General features: G+C 37.3%; 16 protein-coding genes. 14 read left to right on the top strand and 2 right to left on the bottom strand.

The features are described from left to right. Window positions 1-449 precede the first annotated feature (449 nt). A complete protein-coding gene (gene topA, locus CVULP_RS08515) occupies window positions 450-2,537 on the bottom strand; it encodes a type I DNA topoisomerase (RefSeq protein WP_099507709.1) in 2,088 nt (695 codons plus the stop codon). A 137-nt stretch (window positions 2,538-2,674) separates the two neighbouring features. Between topA and flgE the strand changes: the two genes are divergently transcribed. Next, the gene (gene flgE / locus CVULP_RS08510) at window positions 2,675-5,212 is read left to right on the top strand and encodes a flagellar hook protein FlgE (protein ID WP_099507717.1); all 2,538 of its coding nucleotides are present in this window, start codon (window positions 2,675-2,677) and stop codon (window positions 5,210-5,212) included. Window positions 5,213-5,453: 241 nt separating this feature from the next. Here flgE and CVULP_RS08505 read toward each other — a convergent pair whose 3' ends face one another. Then, entirely contained in the window at window positions 5,454-7,427 is a 1,974-nt protein-coding gene (locus CVULP_RS08505) for an OPT family oligopeptide transporter (protein ID WP_099507708.1), read from the bottom strand. 127 nt (window positions 7,428-7,554) lie between these two features. Here CVULP_RS08505 and CVULP_RS08500 point away from each other — a divergent pair, with 127 nt between their 5' ends. The 13 genes from CVULP_RS08500 (at window position 7,555) to CVULP_RS08440 (ending at window position 18,373) form a co-directional block, all read left to right on the top strand. Then, window positions 7,555-8,358 carry an undecaprenyl-diphosphate phosphatase gene (locus CVULP_RS08500; RefSeq protein WP_099507707.1) on the top strand — a complete coding sequence of 268 codons (804 nt, stop codon included), beginning with the start codon at window positions 7,555-7,557 and terminating at the stop codon, window positions 8,356-8,358. Window positions 8,359-8,415: 57 nt separating this feature from the next. Further along, a complete protein-coding gene (gene thrS, locus CVULP_RS08495; protein WP_099507716.1) occupies window positions 8,416-10,224 on the top strand; it encodes a threonine--tRNA ligase in 1,809 nt (602 codons plus the stop codon). Next, window positions 10,221-10,739, top strand: a complete 519-nt coding sequence (infC, locus tag CVULP_RS08490; protein WP_099461482.1) for a translation initiation factor IF-3 — start codon at window positions 10,221-10,223, stop codon at window positions 10,737-10,739. Before thrS ends, infC begins: the two co-directional genes overlap by 4 nt. A 40-nt stretch (window positions 10,740-10,779) precedes the next feature. Further along, entirely contained in the window at window positions 10,780-11,595 is an 816-nt protein-coding gene (locus CVULP_RS08485) for a DUF1796 family putative cysteine peptidase (protein WP_265415669.1), read from the top strand. Window positions 11,596-11,686: 91 nt separating this feature from the next. After that, a complete protein-coding gene (locus tag CVULP_RS08480) occupies window positions 11,687-12,772 on the top strand; it encodes a DNA adenine methylase (RefSeq protein WP_099507538.1) in 1,086 nt (361 codons plus the stop codon). An 82-nt stretch (window positions 12,773-12,854) separates the two neighbouring features. Next, window positions 12,855-13,865 (top strand): N-acetyl-gamma-glutamyl-phosphate reductase, encoded by a 1,011-nt coding sequence (gene argC, locus CVULP_RS08475; RefSeq protein WP_099507539.1) that lies wholly within the window; start codon window positions 12,855-12,857, stop codon window positions 13,863-13,865. Window positions 13,866-13,873: 8 nt separating this feature from the next. Then, window positions 13,874-14,320, top strand: a complete 447-nt coding sequence (locus CVULP_RS08470) for a GNAT family N-acetyltransferase (RefSeq protein ID WP_099461478.1) — start codon at window positions 13,874-13,876, stop codon at window positions 14,318-14,320. A 9-nt stretch (window positions 14,321-14,329) separates the two neighbouring features. After that, on the top strand, window positions 14,330-15,169 hold the full coding sequence (gene argB, locus CVULP_RS08465; protein ID WP_099507540.1) for an acetylglutamate kinase: 840 nt from the start codon (window positions 14,330-14,332) through the stop codon (window positions 15,167-15,169). Further along, window positions 15,170-16,330, top strand: a complete 1,161-nt coding sequence (locus CVULP_RS08460; protein WP_099507541.1) for an aspartate aminotransferase family protein — start codon at window positions 15,170-15,172, stop codon at window positions 16,328-16,330. Between the two features lie 11 nt (window positions 16,331-16,341). Further along, complete coding sequence (locus tag CVULP_RS08455) at window positions 16,342-16,500, top strand: hypothetical protein (RefSeq protein WP_213276809.1); 159 nt, start codon at window positions 16,342-16,344, stop codon at window positions 16,498-16,500. Between the two features lie 46 nt (window positions 16,501-16,546). Beyond that, a complete protein-coding gene (locus CVULP_RS08450) occupies window positions 16,547-17,503 on the top strand; it encodes an HsdM family class I SAM-dependent methyltransferase (RefSeq protein WP_213355901.1) in 957 nt (318 codons plus the stop codon). Beyond that, on the top strand, window positions 17,500-17,811 hold the full coding sequence (locus CVULP_RS08445; protein WP_257874384.1) for an SAM-dependent methyltransferase: 312 nt from the start codon (window positions 17,500-17,502) through the stop codon (window positions 17,809-17,811). Before CVULP_RS08450 ends, CVULP_RS08445 begins: the two co-directional genes overlap by 4 nt. Beyond that, the gene (locus tag CVULP_RS08440) at window positions 17,798-18,373 is read left to right on the top strand and encodes a restriction endonuclease subunit S (protein WP_213276805.1); all 576 of its coding nucleotides are present in this window, start codon (window positions 17,798-17,800) and stop codon (window positions 18,371-18,373) included. The genes CVULP_RS08445 and CVULP_RS08440 overlap by 14 nt, the downstream gene beginning before the upstream one ends. The last annotated feature ends 155 nt before the right edge of the window (window positions 18,374-18,528 follow it).

Genomic DNA, 18,528 nt, shown 5'->3' with positions numbered 1-18,528 from the left:
AATATTTTGAAACTTCATCAAACTCTTCTTCGCAAATATTCCGTTCTATCAAAGTTTTTTCGATTAAAAAACTACAAAATTAGCCTTAAATTTGTTTTTGGAAACAAGGTCCTTACAATTTTCTCTTTATCTTTTAACATCATAACCCTATACTTATTCTTGATCCTTTAAGCATAAATTATAAAAGTTCAAATTCTCACGGCTCTAAAACATATCCCCCCAGGATCAAAATCTTGTTCTTTAAAACGCATATAAGCCTTTCGTAGCAGTATTTTGCACTTTTTTTGAGTGAAAAATTCATTAAAACTTTTGTCATTTTCCTTTTCAAAAGCGTATTTATTTCTTAGCAAGAAATTGAGATCGCACTTCAGGCACTTTTTAAGCTATTTTAGTGCCTATGTGAAATTTCAAATTTTAGTGATTTTTAAGCTTATTAAATGTATCACTTTTCATTGCAATTCCTTCTTAACCTTACATTTCAAGCACTCTAAAAAAGTGCCTTTTTTAAGCTCTTTAATCACCATATTTTCCCCACATTTCTCACATTTTTCCTCGCTTGGCTTGTAGTTTGAGACAAAATCACATTTTGGATAATGATTACACCCATAAAATTTCCCCCTTTTTGAAAAGCGTTCCACTACTTCGCCATTTTCACATTTAGGGCATTTGACCCCTATGCCATTTGCTTTTTTTGTTTCCTTTTTTTCTGCGTTATCTTCCTTTAAATTCCTTGAATAGCGGCATTTTGGAAAGGCAAGACAAGCGATAAATTCCCCATATCTGCCCTTACGCACGGCTAATTCACTCCCACATTGCGGACATTTTTCCTCAAGCTTAGTGAAGGTTTTTTGACTTTTGATTGTGCTTTTACCCTCTTCGATTTTTCGCATAAAAGGATAGTAAAACTCCCTTAAAGTCTCCTGCCAGTCGGCTTTATTTTCTGCGATTTCATCAAGGGTATTTTCTAAATTGGAAGTAAAATGACTATCGACTATGTCGCTGAAATTTTTCTCTAAAAGTTCGGTAACGCTAAAGGCGATTTCATTTGGCACGAGCTGTTTTTTCTCTATGACTACATAATCCCTCGCACTTAAAATGGAAATTGTCGGCGCATAGGTTGAGGGGCGTCCTATGCCTAGGCTTTCAAGCTTTTTGACAAGTCCTGCTTCAGAATACCTTGACGGAGGCTCGGTGAAGTGATTTGACATAGAAAGTTTTTGCGTTTTTAGCACCTGTGCTTTTTTAAATTCGGGTAAAATCTTGTCCTTATCCATATCCCCATACACCTTATAAAAGCCCTCAAATAGCACTCTTCTCCCGCTTATCTTAAACAACGCCCTTGCTCCTTTGACAAACACGCCTTGACTTTGTGAAAGGGCAGGGTTCATTTGACAGGCTAAAAAGCGGTTATAAATGAGAGTGTAAAGCCTTAGCTCGTCCTTGTCTAAAAACTTAGCGGCAAGTTCAGGCGTAAAGCTTAAATTCGTAGGGCGAATGGCCTCGTGAGCTTCTTGCGCGCCCTTGCTTTTAGTCGTATAAATGTTTTCTTTGCTTGGTAAATACTCCTTACCAAAATGCTCTTTGATGAATTCCCTCGCCCCCTTCACAGCTTCTTTAGCTAGGTTTAAACTATCCGTTCTCATATAAGTGATAACGCCCATCGTGCCTTGATGCGTTTTAACCCCCTCATAAAGCTTTTGCGCTATCATCATCGTTTTTTTGGGGGTAAAGCCAAGGCGATTACTCGCACTTTGTTGTAGTGTAGAGGTCATAAAGGGCGGCGGCGGGGCGATTTTACGCTCTTTACTTTCTATCTTTTCTACGACAAATTGTGCTTTTTGACACTCTTCTAAGATGAGTTTGGCTCTGTCTTTGTTGGTAAGGCTTAGTTTTTCAAGCTTTTTGCCATCAAATTCTACAAGTTCGGCTTCTAAATCTTTACTAAAAATCATATCGATACTAAAATACTCAAGCGGCACAAAAGCACGGATTTCTTTCTCTCTATCGACTATGATTTTAAGTGCGGCACTTTGCACCCTACCCGCACTTAAGCCTCTTTGAATTTTTTGTCCTAAAAGAGGGCTTAGTTTGTAGCCGACTATTCTATCAAGTAAACGCCTAGTTTGCTGGGCATTGACGGAATTTATATCGAGCTTTCTAGGGTTTTTAAGTGCGTGTTCTATGGCGTTTTGGGTGATTTCGTGAAAGACTATGCGAGGTAGGGAGTTTTCATCTTTACCTATGGCTTTAGCGATGTGATAGGCTATCGCCTCGCCCTCTCTATCCTCGTCCGTTGCGAGATAAATTTGCCCCGCCTTAGCCGCTTTAACTTTAAGCTCCTTAACTAAAGCACTATGGTCTTTTGATATGCGGTATTCAGGCACGAAGTTATCTTCATCTATCTTTATGCCAAAACTACTTTTTGGTAGGTCTCTAATGTGTCCTTTTGAGGCTATGACTTCGTATTTATTACCTAAAAAATTGCTTATCGTTCTTGCCTTTGCGGGGGACTCCACGATGATTAAATCTTTTTTCATTTTGTTATACCTTATTATATGCGTTAAAAATTCGCATTATATTTAAAAGAATTTAAAAAGTGCTTAGAAAACTTGGAACACTTCTTGCTTATAAACTTGTAGCAATTTTGAAGCAATATTTTAAAAAAGGATTTACTATGATGCGTTCTCTTTGGTCTGGTGTTAGCGGTATGCAAGCACACCAAATCGCAATGGATGTTGAGGGTAATAACATCTCAAATGTTAATACCACAGGTTTTAAATACTCAAGAGCTGACTTTGGCACGATGTTTTCTCAAACTGTGAAAATCGCCACCGTGCCTACTGAAAATTTAGGCGGACAAAATCCACTCCAAATCGGTCTTGGCACGAGCATAAATTCAACCACTAGAATTCACTCTCAAGGCTCAGTGCAAACAACGGATAAAAATACCGACATCGCGATTAATGGAGACGGATTTTTTATGGTGAGTGATGACGGGGGGCTGACTCGTTATCTCACGCGTTCAGGGGATTTTAAACTAGACGCCGCAGGGAATTTTGTCAATAATGCAGGCTTTGTCGTGCAAGGCTGGAACATCAACTGGGACGACCAAAGCATAGATACTTCAAGGTCTCCTAAGAACCTTTTCATCGATCCGGGTCTTCACATACCAGCGGCTAAATCAACCGAAGTTGCTATCAAGGCGAATTTAAATAGTGGCTTAAACATCGGCAACGCCGCGCGCCCACTTTATGGACTTGACTCTATCCACGGCTTTAATAAAAAAACAGGCGAAACAAAAGATGAAAACGATAACGGCACAACGCAGTTTTACACCACTTCTAAAAACGGCATAGAAGTTACTGAAAAGGGCGTTGATGCGGGCTCACTCTTTAATGGTAGCGGTCAAGGGCTTAACCTAAGAGAAGGGCAGGGCATTTGGGTAAGTTTTGCGGACTCTAAATTTGTAACAAATGGCACAAATAGAACAGGTTTTGACGCTAATAATAAAATAAATCAAAACAATGTCGTTTTCTGGGGAAGTGAAAATCAAAAAACACGCCTTGACATCACCATAAACGGCGTAGCTATACAAAATAATGACATCAGCAGTTTAGACCAAGCCATAGCCTACATCAACACCTTCACAAATCCGCAAGAAGGTAGAGAAGGCACAGGTGTCGTAGCGACTAAAAAGGCTGATGGCACAGGGATAGAATTTATCAACAGAAATGAAAACGGCACAACCGATAATATGAAAAATATCAACCTAATCGTCAATGCACAAAACACCGCAGGCGAACTTTGGAATGCGACTTGGAATAATAATAACTTTACTTTCGGTAATGGCAAAGTGAATCAAAACGGAAGCGTTTGGACAGCCACAGGGGGAACGGGTAACCAAACCACAGGTCCAACAAATGCGGCCGTCATCACAGCACACAAATACACCTACTCAAGTTCTCCGCAAAATTTACCACCGATGTATAATCCTGATGGCGGAGCAGCTTTTACAGATAATGATGCTGATGCAAACACTAGACCGACAGACCCAGCTAGTGCGAACTACTGGGACGCTTTAAGAGGGGGACTATATAATGAAGATGTGCGTGTGTTTAGAACGACTGAGGACTTAAGAGAGCTTTTACAAAGAGACGCAAGATATGGGGTCGATTATAATGGCAATGGTGCTTTTGCAGCAGAAGACATCAATCAAAAAGTAACCATCACCGTGAGCGATGATGGACGCTTTACCGTGTCTAATGCAAAGCAAGATAGCCAAATCCCAGCAAATGCCTTGCAAACAGGTCAAGCAGTAACAACAACGGCAAAAGACTTAAGCTTTAATGTAACATCTTATACCGATGCACTTGGTAAAATCAGCACAAATGACGCCTTTACCAAAATCTTTAAAGCCTTTGATGGCGTGCAAACCGCAGGAAGTCAAAAGAAAGAAAGTGAGCAACTCAAACTTTCAGCCTTTTCAGCGGGACTTGAAATTTTCGATAGTTTAGGGAATAAGCATACCTTAGAAGTGCAATTTGTCAAGCAAACTACCACTCAAGACGGCGGAAACGAGTGGCAAATGATAATCCGTGTGCCTGAACCTGCTGAAATCAACACCACAGGCGATGGTCCAAGTAATATAGTCGTAGGCTCTGCTCGCTTTAATAATGACGGCTCACTAGCAAGTTATAGCCCTAAAACTTTAAATTTCAGTCCAAATAACGGCGCTGCGCCAAATCAGCAAATCAAGCTTTCTTTTGGAACAAGCGGTGCAAATGACGGACTTGTAAGCTCAAGCTCGGCTTCAACGCTGACAAATCAAGCCACAGACGGCTACACTTCAGGGAATTTAAAACCTGACGCAATCCGCGTTGATGATAAGGGACACATCTTAGGCGAATTTACAAATGGAAAGGTTTTTGCCGTGGCTAAGATAGCAATGGCTAGTGTGGCAAATAACTCAGGGCTTGAAGAAATCGGCGGTAACCTTTTCAAAGTAACGGGAAATAGTGGTAATATCGTAGTCGGCGAGGCAGGAACAGGTGGTCGTGGTGAGATGAAAACCTCAGCACTTGAAATGTCTAATGTGGATTTAAGTAGAAGTTTAACCCAGCTCATCATCGTGCAAAGGGGCTATCAAGCAAATTCAAAAACCATTTCAACAAGTGATCAAATGCTAAACACGCTTTTACAGCTTAAGCAGTAAGGGGTAAATTTAGGGCGAAATTCTAGCCCTATTTTCTTTCAACGCGGTTTGCCACTTTAGAAACTTAAATGCAAGGCATTTTTTCTAAAGGGCAAAAGCGTTTCTTTCAAATGGGCTAGAATTTAGCTTGATTTGAGAGAAAAAAGCCCAGCTTTACAAGCCTAGTTCGCTAGTCTTGTAATACTAGGCTTGACTGCCTTCAATTTATTGCTAACCCGCTCTTCGAGTGGGTTGCAATAATTTAGTCTTTTCTTAAAATTCTTTTGATGAAAAATAACACCGCACCGATGAAAAAGATAAGGGCTAAAAGCTCATTATTATAAATGCCAAGTCCAAGTTCAAGCGGACTTTCACTCCCTCCACGGCTTAAAGAAAAAGCGGTAATCCCAGCTATTATAACCCCGCAAATGCTTTCCCCCACGATAAGCCCAGAGGCAAAAAGTGTGCCTCTTTGCTCACTTTTAGCGAGTTTTTCATCTTTGTGTGAATTTTTAGCGTATTTTTGTGCGAGTTTTTTCATCACAAAATATTTTAAAACCCCACCTATAACTAAAGGGATATTCACAGAAGGCGGAAGATAAATGCCTATACCTACGGCTAAAGGCGGGAGCATTTTATCGCTTTTTCTTAAAAATTTATCGATGATGATGACTAAAATGCCTACGCAAATTCCAAAGGCTATGTATTTCCACTCTATATTTTGATGAAAAATGCCCTGTGCTATGGTGTTCATAAGATTAGCTTGAGGGGCGGCTAAGGCGGCGGAAGTATCCATACCCTCTCTAGGCATAGCCCCTACAAAACCATAAGCTTGATAAAGCAAATTTAAAACAGGTGTGATAGCTAAACTCCCAAAAACACAGCCTATTAGCAAAGAAACTTGCTGTTTCCAAGGAGTCGCACCGACTAAATGTCCTGTTTTTAAATCCTGCAAATTATCATTTGAAATCGCCGCCGTGGCTAAAATCACGCTTGTGATAAAAATGGCTAAAGCGATGGCAAATTGAGAAAGCATTTCACCCTTAAAAATATCCGCCCCTACAAGCAAAATTACCAAAGAAGAAGCGATAATGGCTATTAAACCTATGCCAGAAATTGGGCTTGAAGATGAGCCAACAAGTCCTGCCATATAGCCACAAGCAGCCGCTACAAAAAAGCCTATTAGCACGGCTAAAATCGTCCCACCTATGCTAAAAAGTAAGGTATAAAAAGGGCTTAAATTCGCCTCACTCACAAAACTATAAAAGGTCGCAAAAAGCCCTAAAAGCGTGATGAAAAATAATACCGCAATGCTTTTAAATGAAAGGTCTTGTTTGCTAACTTCTGGGCTAAGTTTAGCGTGTTTGATTAATTCTTTCATGCCCTCAAACACAGGCTTTAAAAGCTCAAAAAGAGTCCAAAGTGCCGCTATGGCTATGGTGCCTGTGCCAATGAGCCTTACCTTATCTTTCCACACACTTCCTGCTAAACTTACCGCCTCACTCGTGCTTGTAAATTCAAAGCTTGAAAGATAAGGCGTAAAAACGCCCCACGCTAAAAACATTCCCACAAAAAGTGCTATCGCTCCTGTAAGTCCTACAAGATACCCCGCACCTAAAAGTGCTAAAGAATAGCCCATAGAAAAGCCAAAAGCCATTTTATTCCAAATAAAAGCTAGGGAGCTTTCGCTCGCTATGATTTTAAAGCCACTGCTAAAAAGGCTCATTATAGCGGCGATGAAAGAGCCAAAGGCGATTTCTTTCACGCCCTCTTTGCCTTTTTTATTACTTTGGTCTTTGTTTGCCACTTTTAAAATTTCAGCCGCCGCTCTGCCCTCCGGGTAGGCTAATTGACTCTCCACCACCATCACACGCCTTAAGGGTATGGTAAAAAGCACTCCAAGCACTCCACCACAAAGGCAAATCATAAAGGTTTGCCATAGAGGAAATTCACTCCAATACCCGCACATAAAAAGCCCCGGTATGACAAAAATCACCGCCGAAAGCGTTCCAGCGGCGGAGGCTTCTGTTTGCACCATATTATTTTCTAAAATGCTTGAATTTTTAAAGAAGCTTAAAACCGCCATAGAAATGACAACAGCAGGGATAGAGGAGGAAAAAGTTAGCCCCACTTTAAGCCCTAAATAGACATTAGAAGCGGTAAAGATGAGGGTAAGAATACTCCCTAAAATCAAGCCTCTAAAGGTAAGTTCGCGTAAATTTTTTGAAGTGTGCATAGTAGTCCTTGCATTTTGATAAAGGCAAAAAGATATATAAAAAGTTCTTAAAATTTAATTAAGTTAATTTTAAATTTCGTTTGTAAATTTAAAGTAAGATTTGACGAAATCATTTTAAGGGTAAGCTTTGGAAAATTTATATGCTTTGATACTTGGCATTATCGAGGGTTTGACGGAATTTTTGCCTATTTCTAGCACGGGGCATATGATTTTGGGGACGACTATTTTGGGGATTAAAATGGACGATTTTTGGCGGTCGTTTTTGATTATTATCCAGCTTGGCTCGATTTTGGCGGTGCTTTTTGTCTTTTGGCGTAAGCTTTTGCAAAGCTTTGTTTTGTGGTTTAAATTAGCCTTTGCCTTTTTACCTACGGGGCTTATAGGGATTTTTGTGTCAAAATATTTAGAATTTTTATTTAATGGTTATGTTGTAGCTTTTATGTTGATTTTAGGGGGGGTGGTTTTTATCGTAATCGAGCTTTTGCATAGGGGGAAGAATTATGCGGTCAATGCTTTGGAGGAAGTAAGTTTCAAACAAGCTTTTTGTATAGGGCTAATCCAGTCTTTAGCGATGATTCCGGGCACTTCAAGGAGCGGAGCAAGTATCATAGGCGGACTTTTGCTAGGGCTTAATCGTAAGGTCGCTGCGGAATTTAGCTTTTTACTTGCCGTGCCAACGATGATAATTGCCACAGCGTATAGCATTTACAAAGAACCAAGCCTTTTAAGTAATGCCTCTTCTTTCACGCCTCTTATTATAGGCTTTGTGGTGGCTTTTGTGGTGGCGGTTTTGGTGATTAAATTTTTCTTAAAATTCATCGCTAAATTTGACTTTATCCCTTTTGGGATTTATCGCATTGTGCTTGGAATTTTATTTTTTTATCTTTATATGAATGGAATTTTAGACGCGGGAAGTGAATTTGAGCTTTAATTTAAAGAAAATTAAGCGTTTAAAGGCTACAATTTGCCTTTAAAAATCGAGGTTATAATGGAAAAGGAAGTCATAGCATATCAAAACAACGGAGTATTGATAGACACTCAAAGTGCGACGAATTTGGACTTTGAAAAAGTTTATTTTGATAATAGTAAAGAAGCCTTAGAGGTGCTTAGACACTCCTGCGCACACTTGATGGCACAAGCGATTAAGGCACTTTACCCTGAGGCAAAATTTTTTGTCGGTCCTGTGATAGAGGACGGGTTTTATTATGATTTTCGTGTAAGCTCTAAGCTGGGCGAGGAGGACTTAATAAGAATAGAAAAAAAGATGAAAGAATTCGCCGAAGCTAAACTTGAAATTCAAAAATACACCCTAAGCAAAAAAGAAGCGATTGAAAAATTTAAAGATGATGACTTAAAACAAGAAGTTTTAGCCAAAATCCCAAACGATGAGGTAAGCATTTATAAGCAAGGGGAATTTGAGGATTTATGTCGTGGTCCTCACGCACCAAATACGAAATTTTTGCGTTTTTTTAAACTCACACGCATTGCGGGAGCGTATTTAGGCGGTGATGAAAAAAGAGAAATGCTAACACGCATTTATGGCACAGCCTTTGCCGATAAAGAAAGCTTGAAAGAATATCTACACATCATCGAAGAAGCAAAAAAAAGAGACCATAGAAAGCTTGGCAGTGAGCTAAAACTCTTCACTTTTGATGAGCAAATTGGTGGCGGTTTGCCTTTGTGGCTAAGTAATGGAGCTAGGTTGCGTTCAAAATTAGAGCAAATGCTTTATAAAATCCACCGCTTAAGAGGCTATGAGCCTGTGAGAGGACCTGAGCTTTTGAAAGCGGAGGCGTGGAAGATTAGCGGACATTATGCAAATTATAAAGAAAATATGTATTTTACGCACATTGACGAGCAAGAATATGGCATTAAGCCGATGAATTGCGTGGGGCATATTAAGATTTATCAAAGCGATGTGCGAAGTTACCGCGATTTACCGCTGAAATTTTTTGAATATGGCGTAGTGCATAGACACGAGAAAAGCGGAGTTTTGCACGGACTTTTTAGGGTAAGAGAATTCACGCAAGATGACGCACATATTTTTTGTATGCCAAGCCAAATTAAAGAACAAGTGCTTGAAATTTTAGCCTTTGTAGAACATTTGATGAAACTTTTTGATTTTAGCTATGAAATGGAAATTTCAACCCGCCCTGAAAAAGCCATAGGTGATGAAGCCATTTGGGAAGTAGCGACAAAGGCTTTAAAAGAGGCTTTGGACGAACAGGGTTTAAAATATGGCATAGACGAGGGAGGCGGGGCTTTTTATGGTCCTAAAATAGACATTAAAATCACAGACGCACTTAAGCGTAAATGGCAGTGTGGCACGATACAGGTGGATTTTAATTTGCCTGAACGATTTGAGTTAGAATACACTACAAGTGAGAATACTAAAGAACGTCCTGTGATGTTGCATCGTGCGATTTTAGGCTCTTTTGAGAGATTTGTGGGGATTTTAACCGAGCATTGTGCGGGAGAATTTCCCTTTTTCATCGCACCAACTCAAGTGGGCATAGTGATTATCAATGAAACGCATTTAGCCTATGCAAAGGGCATACAAAGAATGCTTTTGGAATTAGGCGTGGATAGTGAAATTTATGATAAAAATGAAAGTTTGAGTAAGAAAATTCGCAATGCTGAAAAGCAAAAATTGCCGATGATTTTGGTTTTAGGCGATGAGGAGCTGTCAAATAGAGCTGTGGCTTTAAGAGATAGGAGGGCTAAGGAGCAAAAAAGCCTTAGTTTAGATGAATTTATTAATTTAGTGAAGGAGAAAATGAGTGAGGTTGCGTTTTGAGTAAAGAAAAAGAAGTGTTGCTTAACGAGGAGATAAGAGCAGATGAGCTTCGCTGTATAGGCGATGATGGTAAGGTTTATGGGATTATTAGTGCGGACGAGGCTTTGGGCATTGCAAATCGTTTGGGACTTGATTTAGTTTTAATAGCCCCTGATGCTAAGCCTCCTGTGGCGAAGATTATGGATTATGGTAAATTCCGCTACCAGCAAGAAAAAAAGCAAAAAGAAGCCAAGAAAAAACAAAAAGTCATCGATATAAAAGAGATTAAACTTTCCGTGAAAATTGCACAAAATGACATTAATTATAAAGTAAAGCACGCTTTGGAATTTTTAGAGCAGGGTAAGCATGTGAAATTTCGCGTTTTTTTAAAGGGGCGTGAGATGTCAAATCCTGAAGCGGGTGTGGCTTTACTTGAAAAAATTTGGCAAAGCATAGAGGATAAGGCAAATCGTGATAAGGAGCCACTTTTTGAAGGGCGTTATGTCAATATGCTTGTAACGCCGAAAAAGGCTTAAGGAGTCTTTATCTTAAGCCATATGTTTTAAAAGAGCTAAAATGTGCGGTCAAATCAACAATTTTCACACTTTCGATTTTCCCAAAATAAAGACTGATTTTATCCTAAGTGTAGGGTCGATGTGCCGTGTGGCACATCACTTAAGAAAAAATCATCTAAGAAATTTAGCCTCTCCTTTAGACTGGATGATTAATGATAGTCTAAAGGTTGTTTTTGAATTATTTCAAAGTGATTTTAAGGACTTTTTTCGTTTTTGTTCTTTTGTAAAAAATGCAGAAGATTTTATTGGAAAAACAGATGCTTACAGACAAGTAGTAAAAGATGATAGTAATGATATAATAGCAATTCATTATTTTTACGCCTATGAAGACCTAGAGACGCAAAGCAAAAGAATCAACACTCAAGCAAGAAAACGTTGGACACTCATCAAAGATAAAATTCTCTCTTCTAAAAATGTTGTTTTCGTGCGAAGTGGGGATTTTGATTTAAAAGAAGCAAGTGAATTTTTGCAAAAAACTGCAAAATTATTTAATAAAAATGGGGGGGGGGGGGGTTACACTCTCATCAATGTCAGTCATAATGAAAGGCTAAAAGAAGATGAGATGATAATGCAAGAATTTGATTTAGGAGAGAATTTAAAACTCGTTCATTATAGCATTTGTGAAAATGAAAAAGATTATAGAGGAAATACCTCTTTTTGGACGACTATGATGCGAAAGAGCATTGTAATGCCTGATATTTTAATTTTTAAAAACAAGTGGAATGCTTTTAAAACTCGTTTTATGAGAAGTTGCCAAAAAAGAAAGGCGTTTTTTACGAAAAGAAAGCAAAATGATTTAGATTCAACTCAGCTTTAATTTGCGCTTAAGACTTGTAAAAAATTTAATTTTTCAAATGCTTTAAAGTGAAGTTATAAACAATTGATTAAAAAGTAAATTTAGGAAAGCTATGCGAGAAAATCCCGCCTTTTTAAAAGAGCAAATCATCACTTATTTGGGTAATAAAAGAGCCTTGCTGGGCTTTTTAAAGCAGGGTTTTGACTATGCTAAAAACGAGCTTAAAAAGGAAAAATTAAGTTTTTTAGATATGTTTAGCGGCTCTGGTGTGGTGAGTCGTTTTGCTAAGGCACATAGTAGCTTTATCATCGCAAATGATTTAGAACTTTATAGCAAAATCATCAATTCTTGTTATTTAGCAAATTTAACTCAAAACGAGCTTGAAAATTTACGCCTCTTCCATCAAAAACTTTTAAAATCTCCCTTAAAAAATGGCTTTATTAGCGAACTTTACGCACCTAAAGATGAAAATGCTATCCAAAAAAATGAGCGTGTGTTTTATACAAAAGAAAATGCCCTTTATTTAGACGGCTTAAGACAAGCCATAGAAAAAGAACTTCCGGCACATTTACGCCATTTTTTCTTAGCGCCTTTGCTTTATGAAGCGAGTGTGCATACAAATACAAGCGGTGTTTTTAAGGGCTTTTATAAGGATAAAAATGGCATAGGTAAATTTGGCGGGGTGGGGGAGAATGCTCTTTCTCGCATTAGAGGAAAGATGAGTCTTAAAATGCCTGTTTTTTCAAATTTTCATTGCGAATTTGAGGTTTTGCAAAAGGACGCTAATGTTTTAAGCAAGGAGCTTGAAAAGCTTGATTTAGCGTATTTTGACCCGCCTTATAATCAGCATCCTTACGGCTCAAATTATTTTATGCTTAATCTTCTTGCAAGTTATCAAAAGCCAAGTGAGCTTTCTAAGATTAGCGGGATACCAAAAGAGTGGAATAGAAGCGTTTATAATAAGGCAAAAGAAGCTGAAAGTGCCCTATTTGACTTGATGTCTCAAACCCCTGCAAAAATTCTTTTACTCTCTTATAATTGCGAGGGCTTTGTAAAAAAGGAAAACTTTATAAAAAAGCTTGAAAAACTTGGTAAATGCTTTATTTTGGAACAAGATTACAATGCTTTTAGAGCTAGTCGCAATCTTAAAAATCGCCCCCTACACATTAAAGAGCAGCTTTACATTGTGAAAAAGTAACAAATTTTCGCTTTAGTTTATCGTTTTAAATAAATTTTATTCTAAAAATACTATAATCAAAGCTTAAAAATTAAGGAAAACGATGAAACTTAAAGTAGGAATTTTAGGTGCTAGTGGCTATGTGGGCAATGAGCTTGTGAAAATTCTCTCAAAACACCCTAAAACTAAACTTACTTACATAGGCTCTAAAAATAACATAGGGCAAAGCTACAACGCTCTTTATCCGCACTCAAATTTGGCTTTAGAATTTTCGAGCGAGGATTTAAGTAAAATTCAGCTTGATGTGCTTTTTATGGCGACTCCACACGAATTTAGTGCCTCTTTTATCGATGAGGACTTGTTAGAGCGTATGAAAATCATCGATTTGAGTGCGGATTTTCGTTTGAAAAATTTGAAAAATTATGAGCTTTATTATCATTTTTCTCACCCAAATGAAAAGCTTGTCAAAGAGGCTGTTTATGGACTTAGTGAGCTTTATTGTGAGGAGATAAAAAAGGCACGTTTAGTGGCAAATGCGGGTTGCTATACGACTTGTTCTATCCTTAGTCTTTATCCTGTGGTGAAGGAAAAAGTGATTGATTTAAGCTCCATTATCATCGATGCAAAAAGCGGAGTAAGTGGGGCTGGGCGTTCGGCTAAGATAGAGAATTTATTTTGCGAAGTTAATGAAAATTTCAAAGCCTACGCCATAACTTCACATCGCCATACGCCTGAAATCGAAGAGCAATTAAGCCTTGTGGCAAAGCAAGAGTTAAAAATTCAATTCACCCCTCACCTTGTGCCTATGCAAAGGGGGATTTTAGCAAGTATTTATACAAATTTAGCTTGTGATTTAGATGAGGTGGAGTTAAGAAAAATTTATGAAAAATACTATAAAGATAAGCTTTTCATTCGCCTTTTGCCTGAAAAAACTTATCCGCAAACACATTTTGTAAGCCATAGTAATTTTATGGATCTTAATTTTTGCATAGATAAACGCACAAAAAGGCTTATCATCATCGGTGCTTTGGATAATTTAGTCAAGGGTGCGGCTGGACAAGCTGTGCAAAATATGAATTTAATGTTTGATTTTGAGGAAAATTTGGGACTTTAGGAGGGTTTATGAAAATTAGAGCAATGCAAGAGAGTGATTATGAAAAAGTGTATGCTTTATGGTGCGAAATTAAGGGTTTTGGTCTAAGAAGTATTGATGATAGTTTTGAAAATATTAGTGCTTTTTTGAGGCGTAATCCCGGTTTGAGTGCTGTGGCGGAGTTAGACGGCGAAATAGTGGGGAGCATACTTTGCGGACACGATGGACGCACGGGCGGTTTTTACCATGTATGTGTGCATAAAAATCATAGAAAAAGGGGTATAGCACACAAAATGACAGAATTTTGCCTTGAAGCACTTAAAAAAGAAAAGATTAATAAAATCGCCCTCATTGCCTTTAAAAGCAATGATTTGGGTAATGAGTTTTGGAGGCATTATGGCTTTACCTTAAGAGAAGATGCAAACTATTACGATTTGTCCTTAAATGAGAGTAATCAAACCCACTTTAACCATTAGGAAAAGATTATGCAAAAATATTTAGAAAAAGCTCAAGTTCTCATCGAATCCTTGCCTTATATACGCAAATTTGCTTCTAAAATTGTTTTGATTAAATACGGCGGTTCTGCTATGGAAAATGAGGAGCTAAAGCACTGCGTTATGCAAGATATAGCCCTTTTAAAGCTTGTAGGTTTAAAGCCTGTAATTGTGCATGGCGGAGGTAAGGATATCTCAAGGCTATGCGAAAATTTGGGTGTGAAAAGTGAATTTAAAAACGGCTTAAGGGTAAGCGATAAAGAAACGACTAAAATCGCTGAAATGGCACTTTTGCAAATCAATAAAAACTTAGTGCAAAATTTAGAATGTCTAGGTGTGAAAGCCATAGGCATTTGTGGGAAGGACGGAAGGCTTTTGCACTGCGTTAAAAAGGACGAAGATTTGGGCTTTGTGGGTGAAATTTCTAAGGTAAAAGTGGGAATTTTAAATGAGCTTTTGGAAAAGGACTTTTTGCCTGTGATTGCTCCTGTGGGTATGGACGAAGAGTTTAATACTTATAATATTAACGCCGATGACGCTGCTTGTGCTTTGGCTAAGGCTTTAAGGGCGGAAAAGCTTGTTTTTTTAAGCGATATAGCGGGACTTTATAGAAATTACGAGGATAAAAACTCGCTCATCTCAAAAATTAGCCTTAGTGAAGCAAAAGGACTTCTTAGCTCCTTGCAAGGCGGTATGCTTGTTAAATTACGCTCTTGCATTGATGCGTGTGAAAATGGCGTGAAAAAAGTGCATATTTTAGACGGACGCGTGAAGCATAGTTTATTGCTTGAAATTTTTACCGATGAGGGTATAGGGACTTTGGTGGTTTAGATGTTACTTGAAATTTATAATAAATTTGAACTCACTCTAGCAAGGGGCGAGGGCGTTTATCTTTATGATGATAAAAATAGGGAATTTTTGGACTTTTCAAGTGGTATAGGTGTGTGTGCTTTGGGTTACAATCATAAGTTTTTTAATCAGGCTTTAAAAAAGCAAATTGATAAACTTCTTCATACGAGTAATCTTTATTTTAATGAAGAAGCCCTAAAAGCTGCAAAAAATTTGGCTAAAGCCTCACAACTCTCCCGCGTTTTTTTCACAAATTCAGGCACAGAAAGCGTAGAGGGTGCGATGAAAGTCGCTAAAAAATACGCTTTTAACAAGGGCATTAAAAACCCCTCTTTCATCGCTTTTAAAAATTCTTTTCACGGACGCACCTTGGGTGCTTTGTCTCTCACGGCTAATGAAAAATATAAAAAGCCCTTTAAACCCTTAATAAGTGGGATTAAATTTGCCACTTTTAACGACCTAGAAAGCGTTAAAAAGCTCTTAAATGAAAAAACTTGTGCCATAGTGCTTGAAAGTGTGCAAGGCGAGGGTGGGATAAACCCTGCCACACCGGAATTTTACAAAGCTTTGAGAAAACTTTGTGATGAAAGAGATATTTTACTTATAAGTGATGAAATTCAATGCGGAATGGGGCGTAGTGGAAAGTTTTTTGCTTATGAGCATAGCGGAATTTTACCCGATGTTTTAACGAGTGCTAAGGCACTTGGAAATGGCGTAAGTGTGGGGGCTTTTGCGGTGAGTGAAAAAGTAGCACAAAATTCTCTTAAAGCGGGAGATCACGGAAGCACTTATGGGGGTAATCCTCTCGCTTGTGTGGCGGTAAATGCGGTATTTGACATTTATGCTAAAGAAAAAATACTTAGCAAGGTTGCTAAACTTACGCCCTATTTAGAAAAAGCCTTAGATGAGCTGATAAGCGAATTTGACTTTTGTGGGGAGAGAAGAGGGCTTGGCTTTATGCAAGGACTTAGTTTAAATCACAAAATAAAAGTAGCCGATGTGCTTAAAAAATGCCGCGAAAATCATCTTTTGCTTTTAAGCTGCTCTAAAAATGATCTAAGATTTCTCCCGCCTTTGATTATAGAAAAAGAGCATATTGGTGTCATGGCTGAAAAATTAAGAGCGGTTTTGAAAGGGTTTTGAAAGGAAGTGTATTGAAAAAAGAAAGTGAATTTGAGATTGTGAGAGCCTTTTCGCATATATTAGGCTTACCAAATAAAACAGAGGTTCATTATTTATTTATAAAGGCGAAAAAGGCAAGTCAAAAAAACCTGATGGCTATTATTTTTATGATGGCATTACTTTTATACTAGATGCTAAAGCTCCAAACGAAAATTTACAGGTCAATTAAAAGACTATATGGAGCTTGAAAGCAATGAAAATTTTATAGGTTTTGAATACAATAAAACTGAATTTCGCTGCTATGTCAATGGAAAGCTTATAAAAGATGAACTGACTTTAAAAGATAAGGAATATTACAAAGAAAAATACTTTCCAAAAAGAATCAATAATGAGCAAATTGTAAATAGTGGTGCTTTAAAGTTAGCAAATCTATTTCGAAATTCTAAAATTGATAAACAAATGAATGTTCCATTTATTGGGGCTGTAATGCTGTGTATGAAATTTTTAGAGAGTGATTATATTGATTTAACTTCTACTGCGACAATTTTAAAATCGATTAAACAAGAGGTATCAATGAAATTTTGGTTGATAAAGATATACCGATTACAAAAAAAAGAGAAAAAGCGTTTTATTCTAAGAATTTTAGATGATAGTTCGCTTAATAGAGCTAAAAGTGAAGATTTATTTACCATTATCCAAGAAATTTCAACAATTTATAATTTTATCCATATCTCTGCTGATGATTATAAGGGACACGATATAATGAATAATTTTTTAAAGGTTTTTCGCAGATGGAATTCGGTAAATGCCAATGAAAAAGGCGAAGTTTTTACGCCTGATCATATAGCAAATTTAATGTATAGCTTGGCTTATTGCTCTAAAGATAGTGAAATTTTAGACCCAACTTGTGGAAGTGGCACATTTCTTACAAACGCAATGGCAAATATGTTTAATGAAATTGATCCAAAATTAGAAAATTTACACGAGACACAAAAAAATATCAAGCAAAATCGCTTAATCGGCATAGAGACAAATGAGTTTAATGCGACTCTTGCTGGAATCAATATGATGCTTCACGGCGATGGTGCTTCGCAAATTTATAATGCGGATTGTTTTGAAAGATTACCAAGCCTACAAAATATGTATAATCGAGTCTTAATGAATCCACCTTTTGCACAAAGTGATATTGAATAAAATTCGTTTATGAAACGCTTTATTATATGCGTGATGATGGCTTTTTGGCAACAATAGTTCCAAAATCCTGTGTCAGTGGGACGATTGAAGCAAATGTTAGCTATTTATCAAAGATTTTTAAGATAGCAAATTTAAAGGCAGTGATTTCTTTACCGACTAATTTGTTTTATCCTGTTGGAGCAAATACCTGCATTATTGTTTTACACAAAACAAATATAAAAGACAACAAAACAATTTTAATCAACTGCTTAAATGATGGCTTTGAAGTTGTCAATAAGGCTCGTATTTGTAAAAATGATGAGTGCTAAAGTCTTATGCGGATTTGAATTGCATAAAAACACTTTAAAGAAAAATGCCATTTGGGATACTGCTTTTGAGGATTTTTCAATCAGTGATTTAATCATCAAAATAGGAAAGGGTAGGGAGAAAAAGTCCATTGATAGAAAAATAGAAAATAAATATCCAAAAAATGGCATTCCACTTATCATTGCTAAAAAGAACAATAATGGCATAGGTGGTGCAAAACTAAGAGATGAAATAGAGCAAGTTTATAGCGATAAAATTTGCATTATTAGCGGTGGAGATGGCGGGGGTGGTAAGACATATTATTGTGAGTTTGAGTTTTGTGCTACAAATTTTGTAATGATTTGCGATTTTGCTAATTGTATCAAAGATAAGATGGACAAATTCGCAAAATACTTTTTAGCAATCACAATTTCAGAAACACTCTTTAAAACAATAGGACACGGAAGGACAATTTCAGAGGTGCCAAATATCAATATAAAATTACCCATAACTGCAAAAAAAGAAATTGATTTTGCATATATGTCAAACTACATACAAAAAATTCAATATGCTGAGTTTTTGTAAAATTATAGGATTATAAAGGCAAAATATTTATGCTTCTATTAATCAATAGCGAGTGCAAACTAGGGTTAAGTTCTTTGGTTACAAGATAAATAAGCGAAATTTAAAAGCAAAATACTTGCTTAAATAGCTTAACGATTATTTTTAATCACATAAAC

The sequence above is a fragment of the Campylobacter vulpis genome, assembly GCF_014217995.1.
In the GTDB taxonomy this organism is placed as follows: Bacteria; Campylobacterota; Campylobacteria; order Campylobacterales; family Campylobacteraceae; genus Campylobacter_D; species Campylobacter_D vulpis.
The sequence above is the reverse complement of the archived record's forward strand: the minus strand, read 5'-3'. Positions and strand labels throughout refer to the sequence as shown.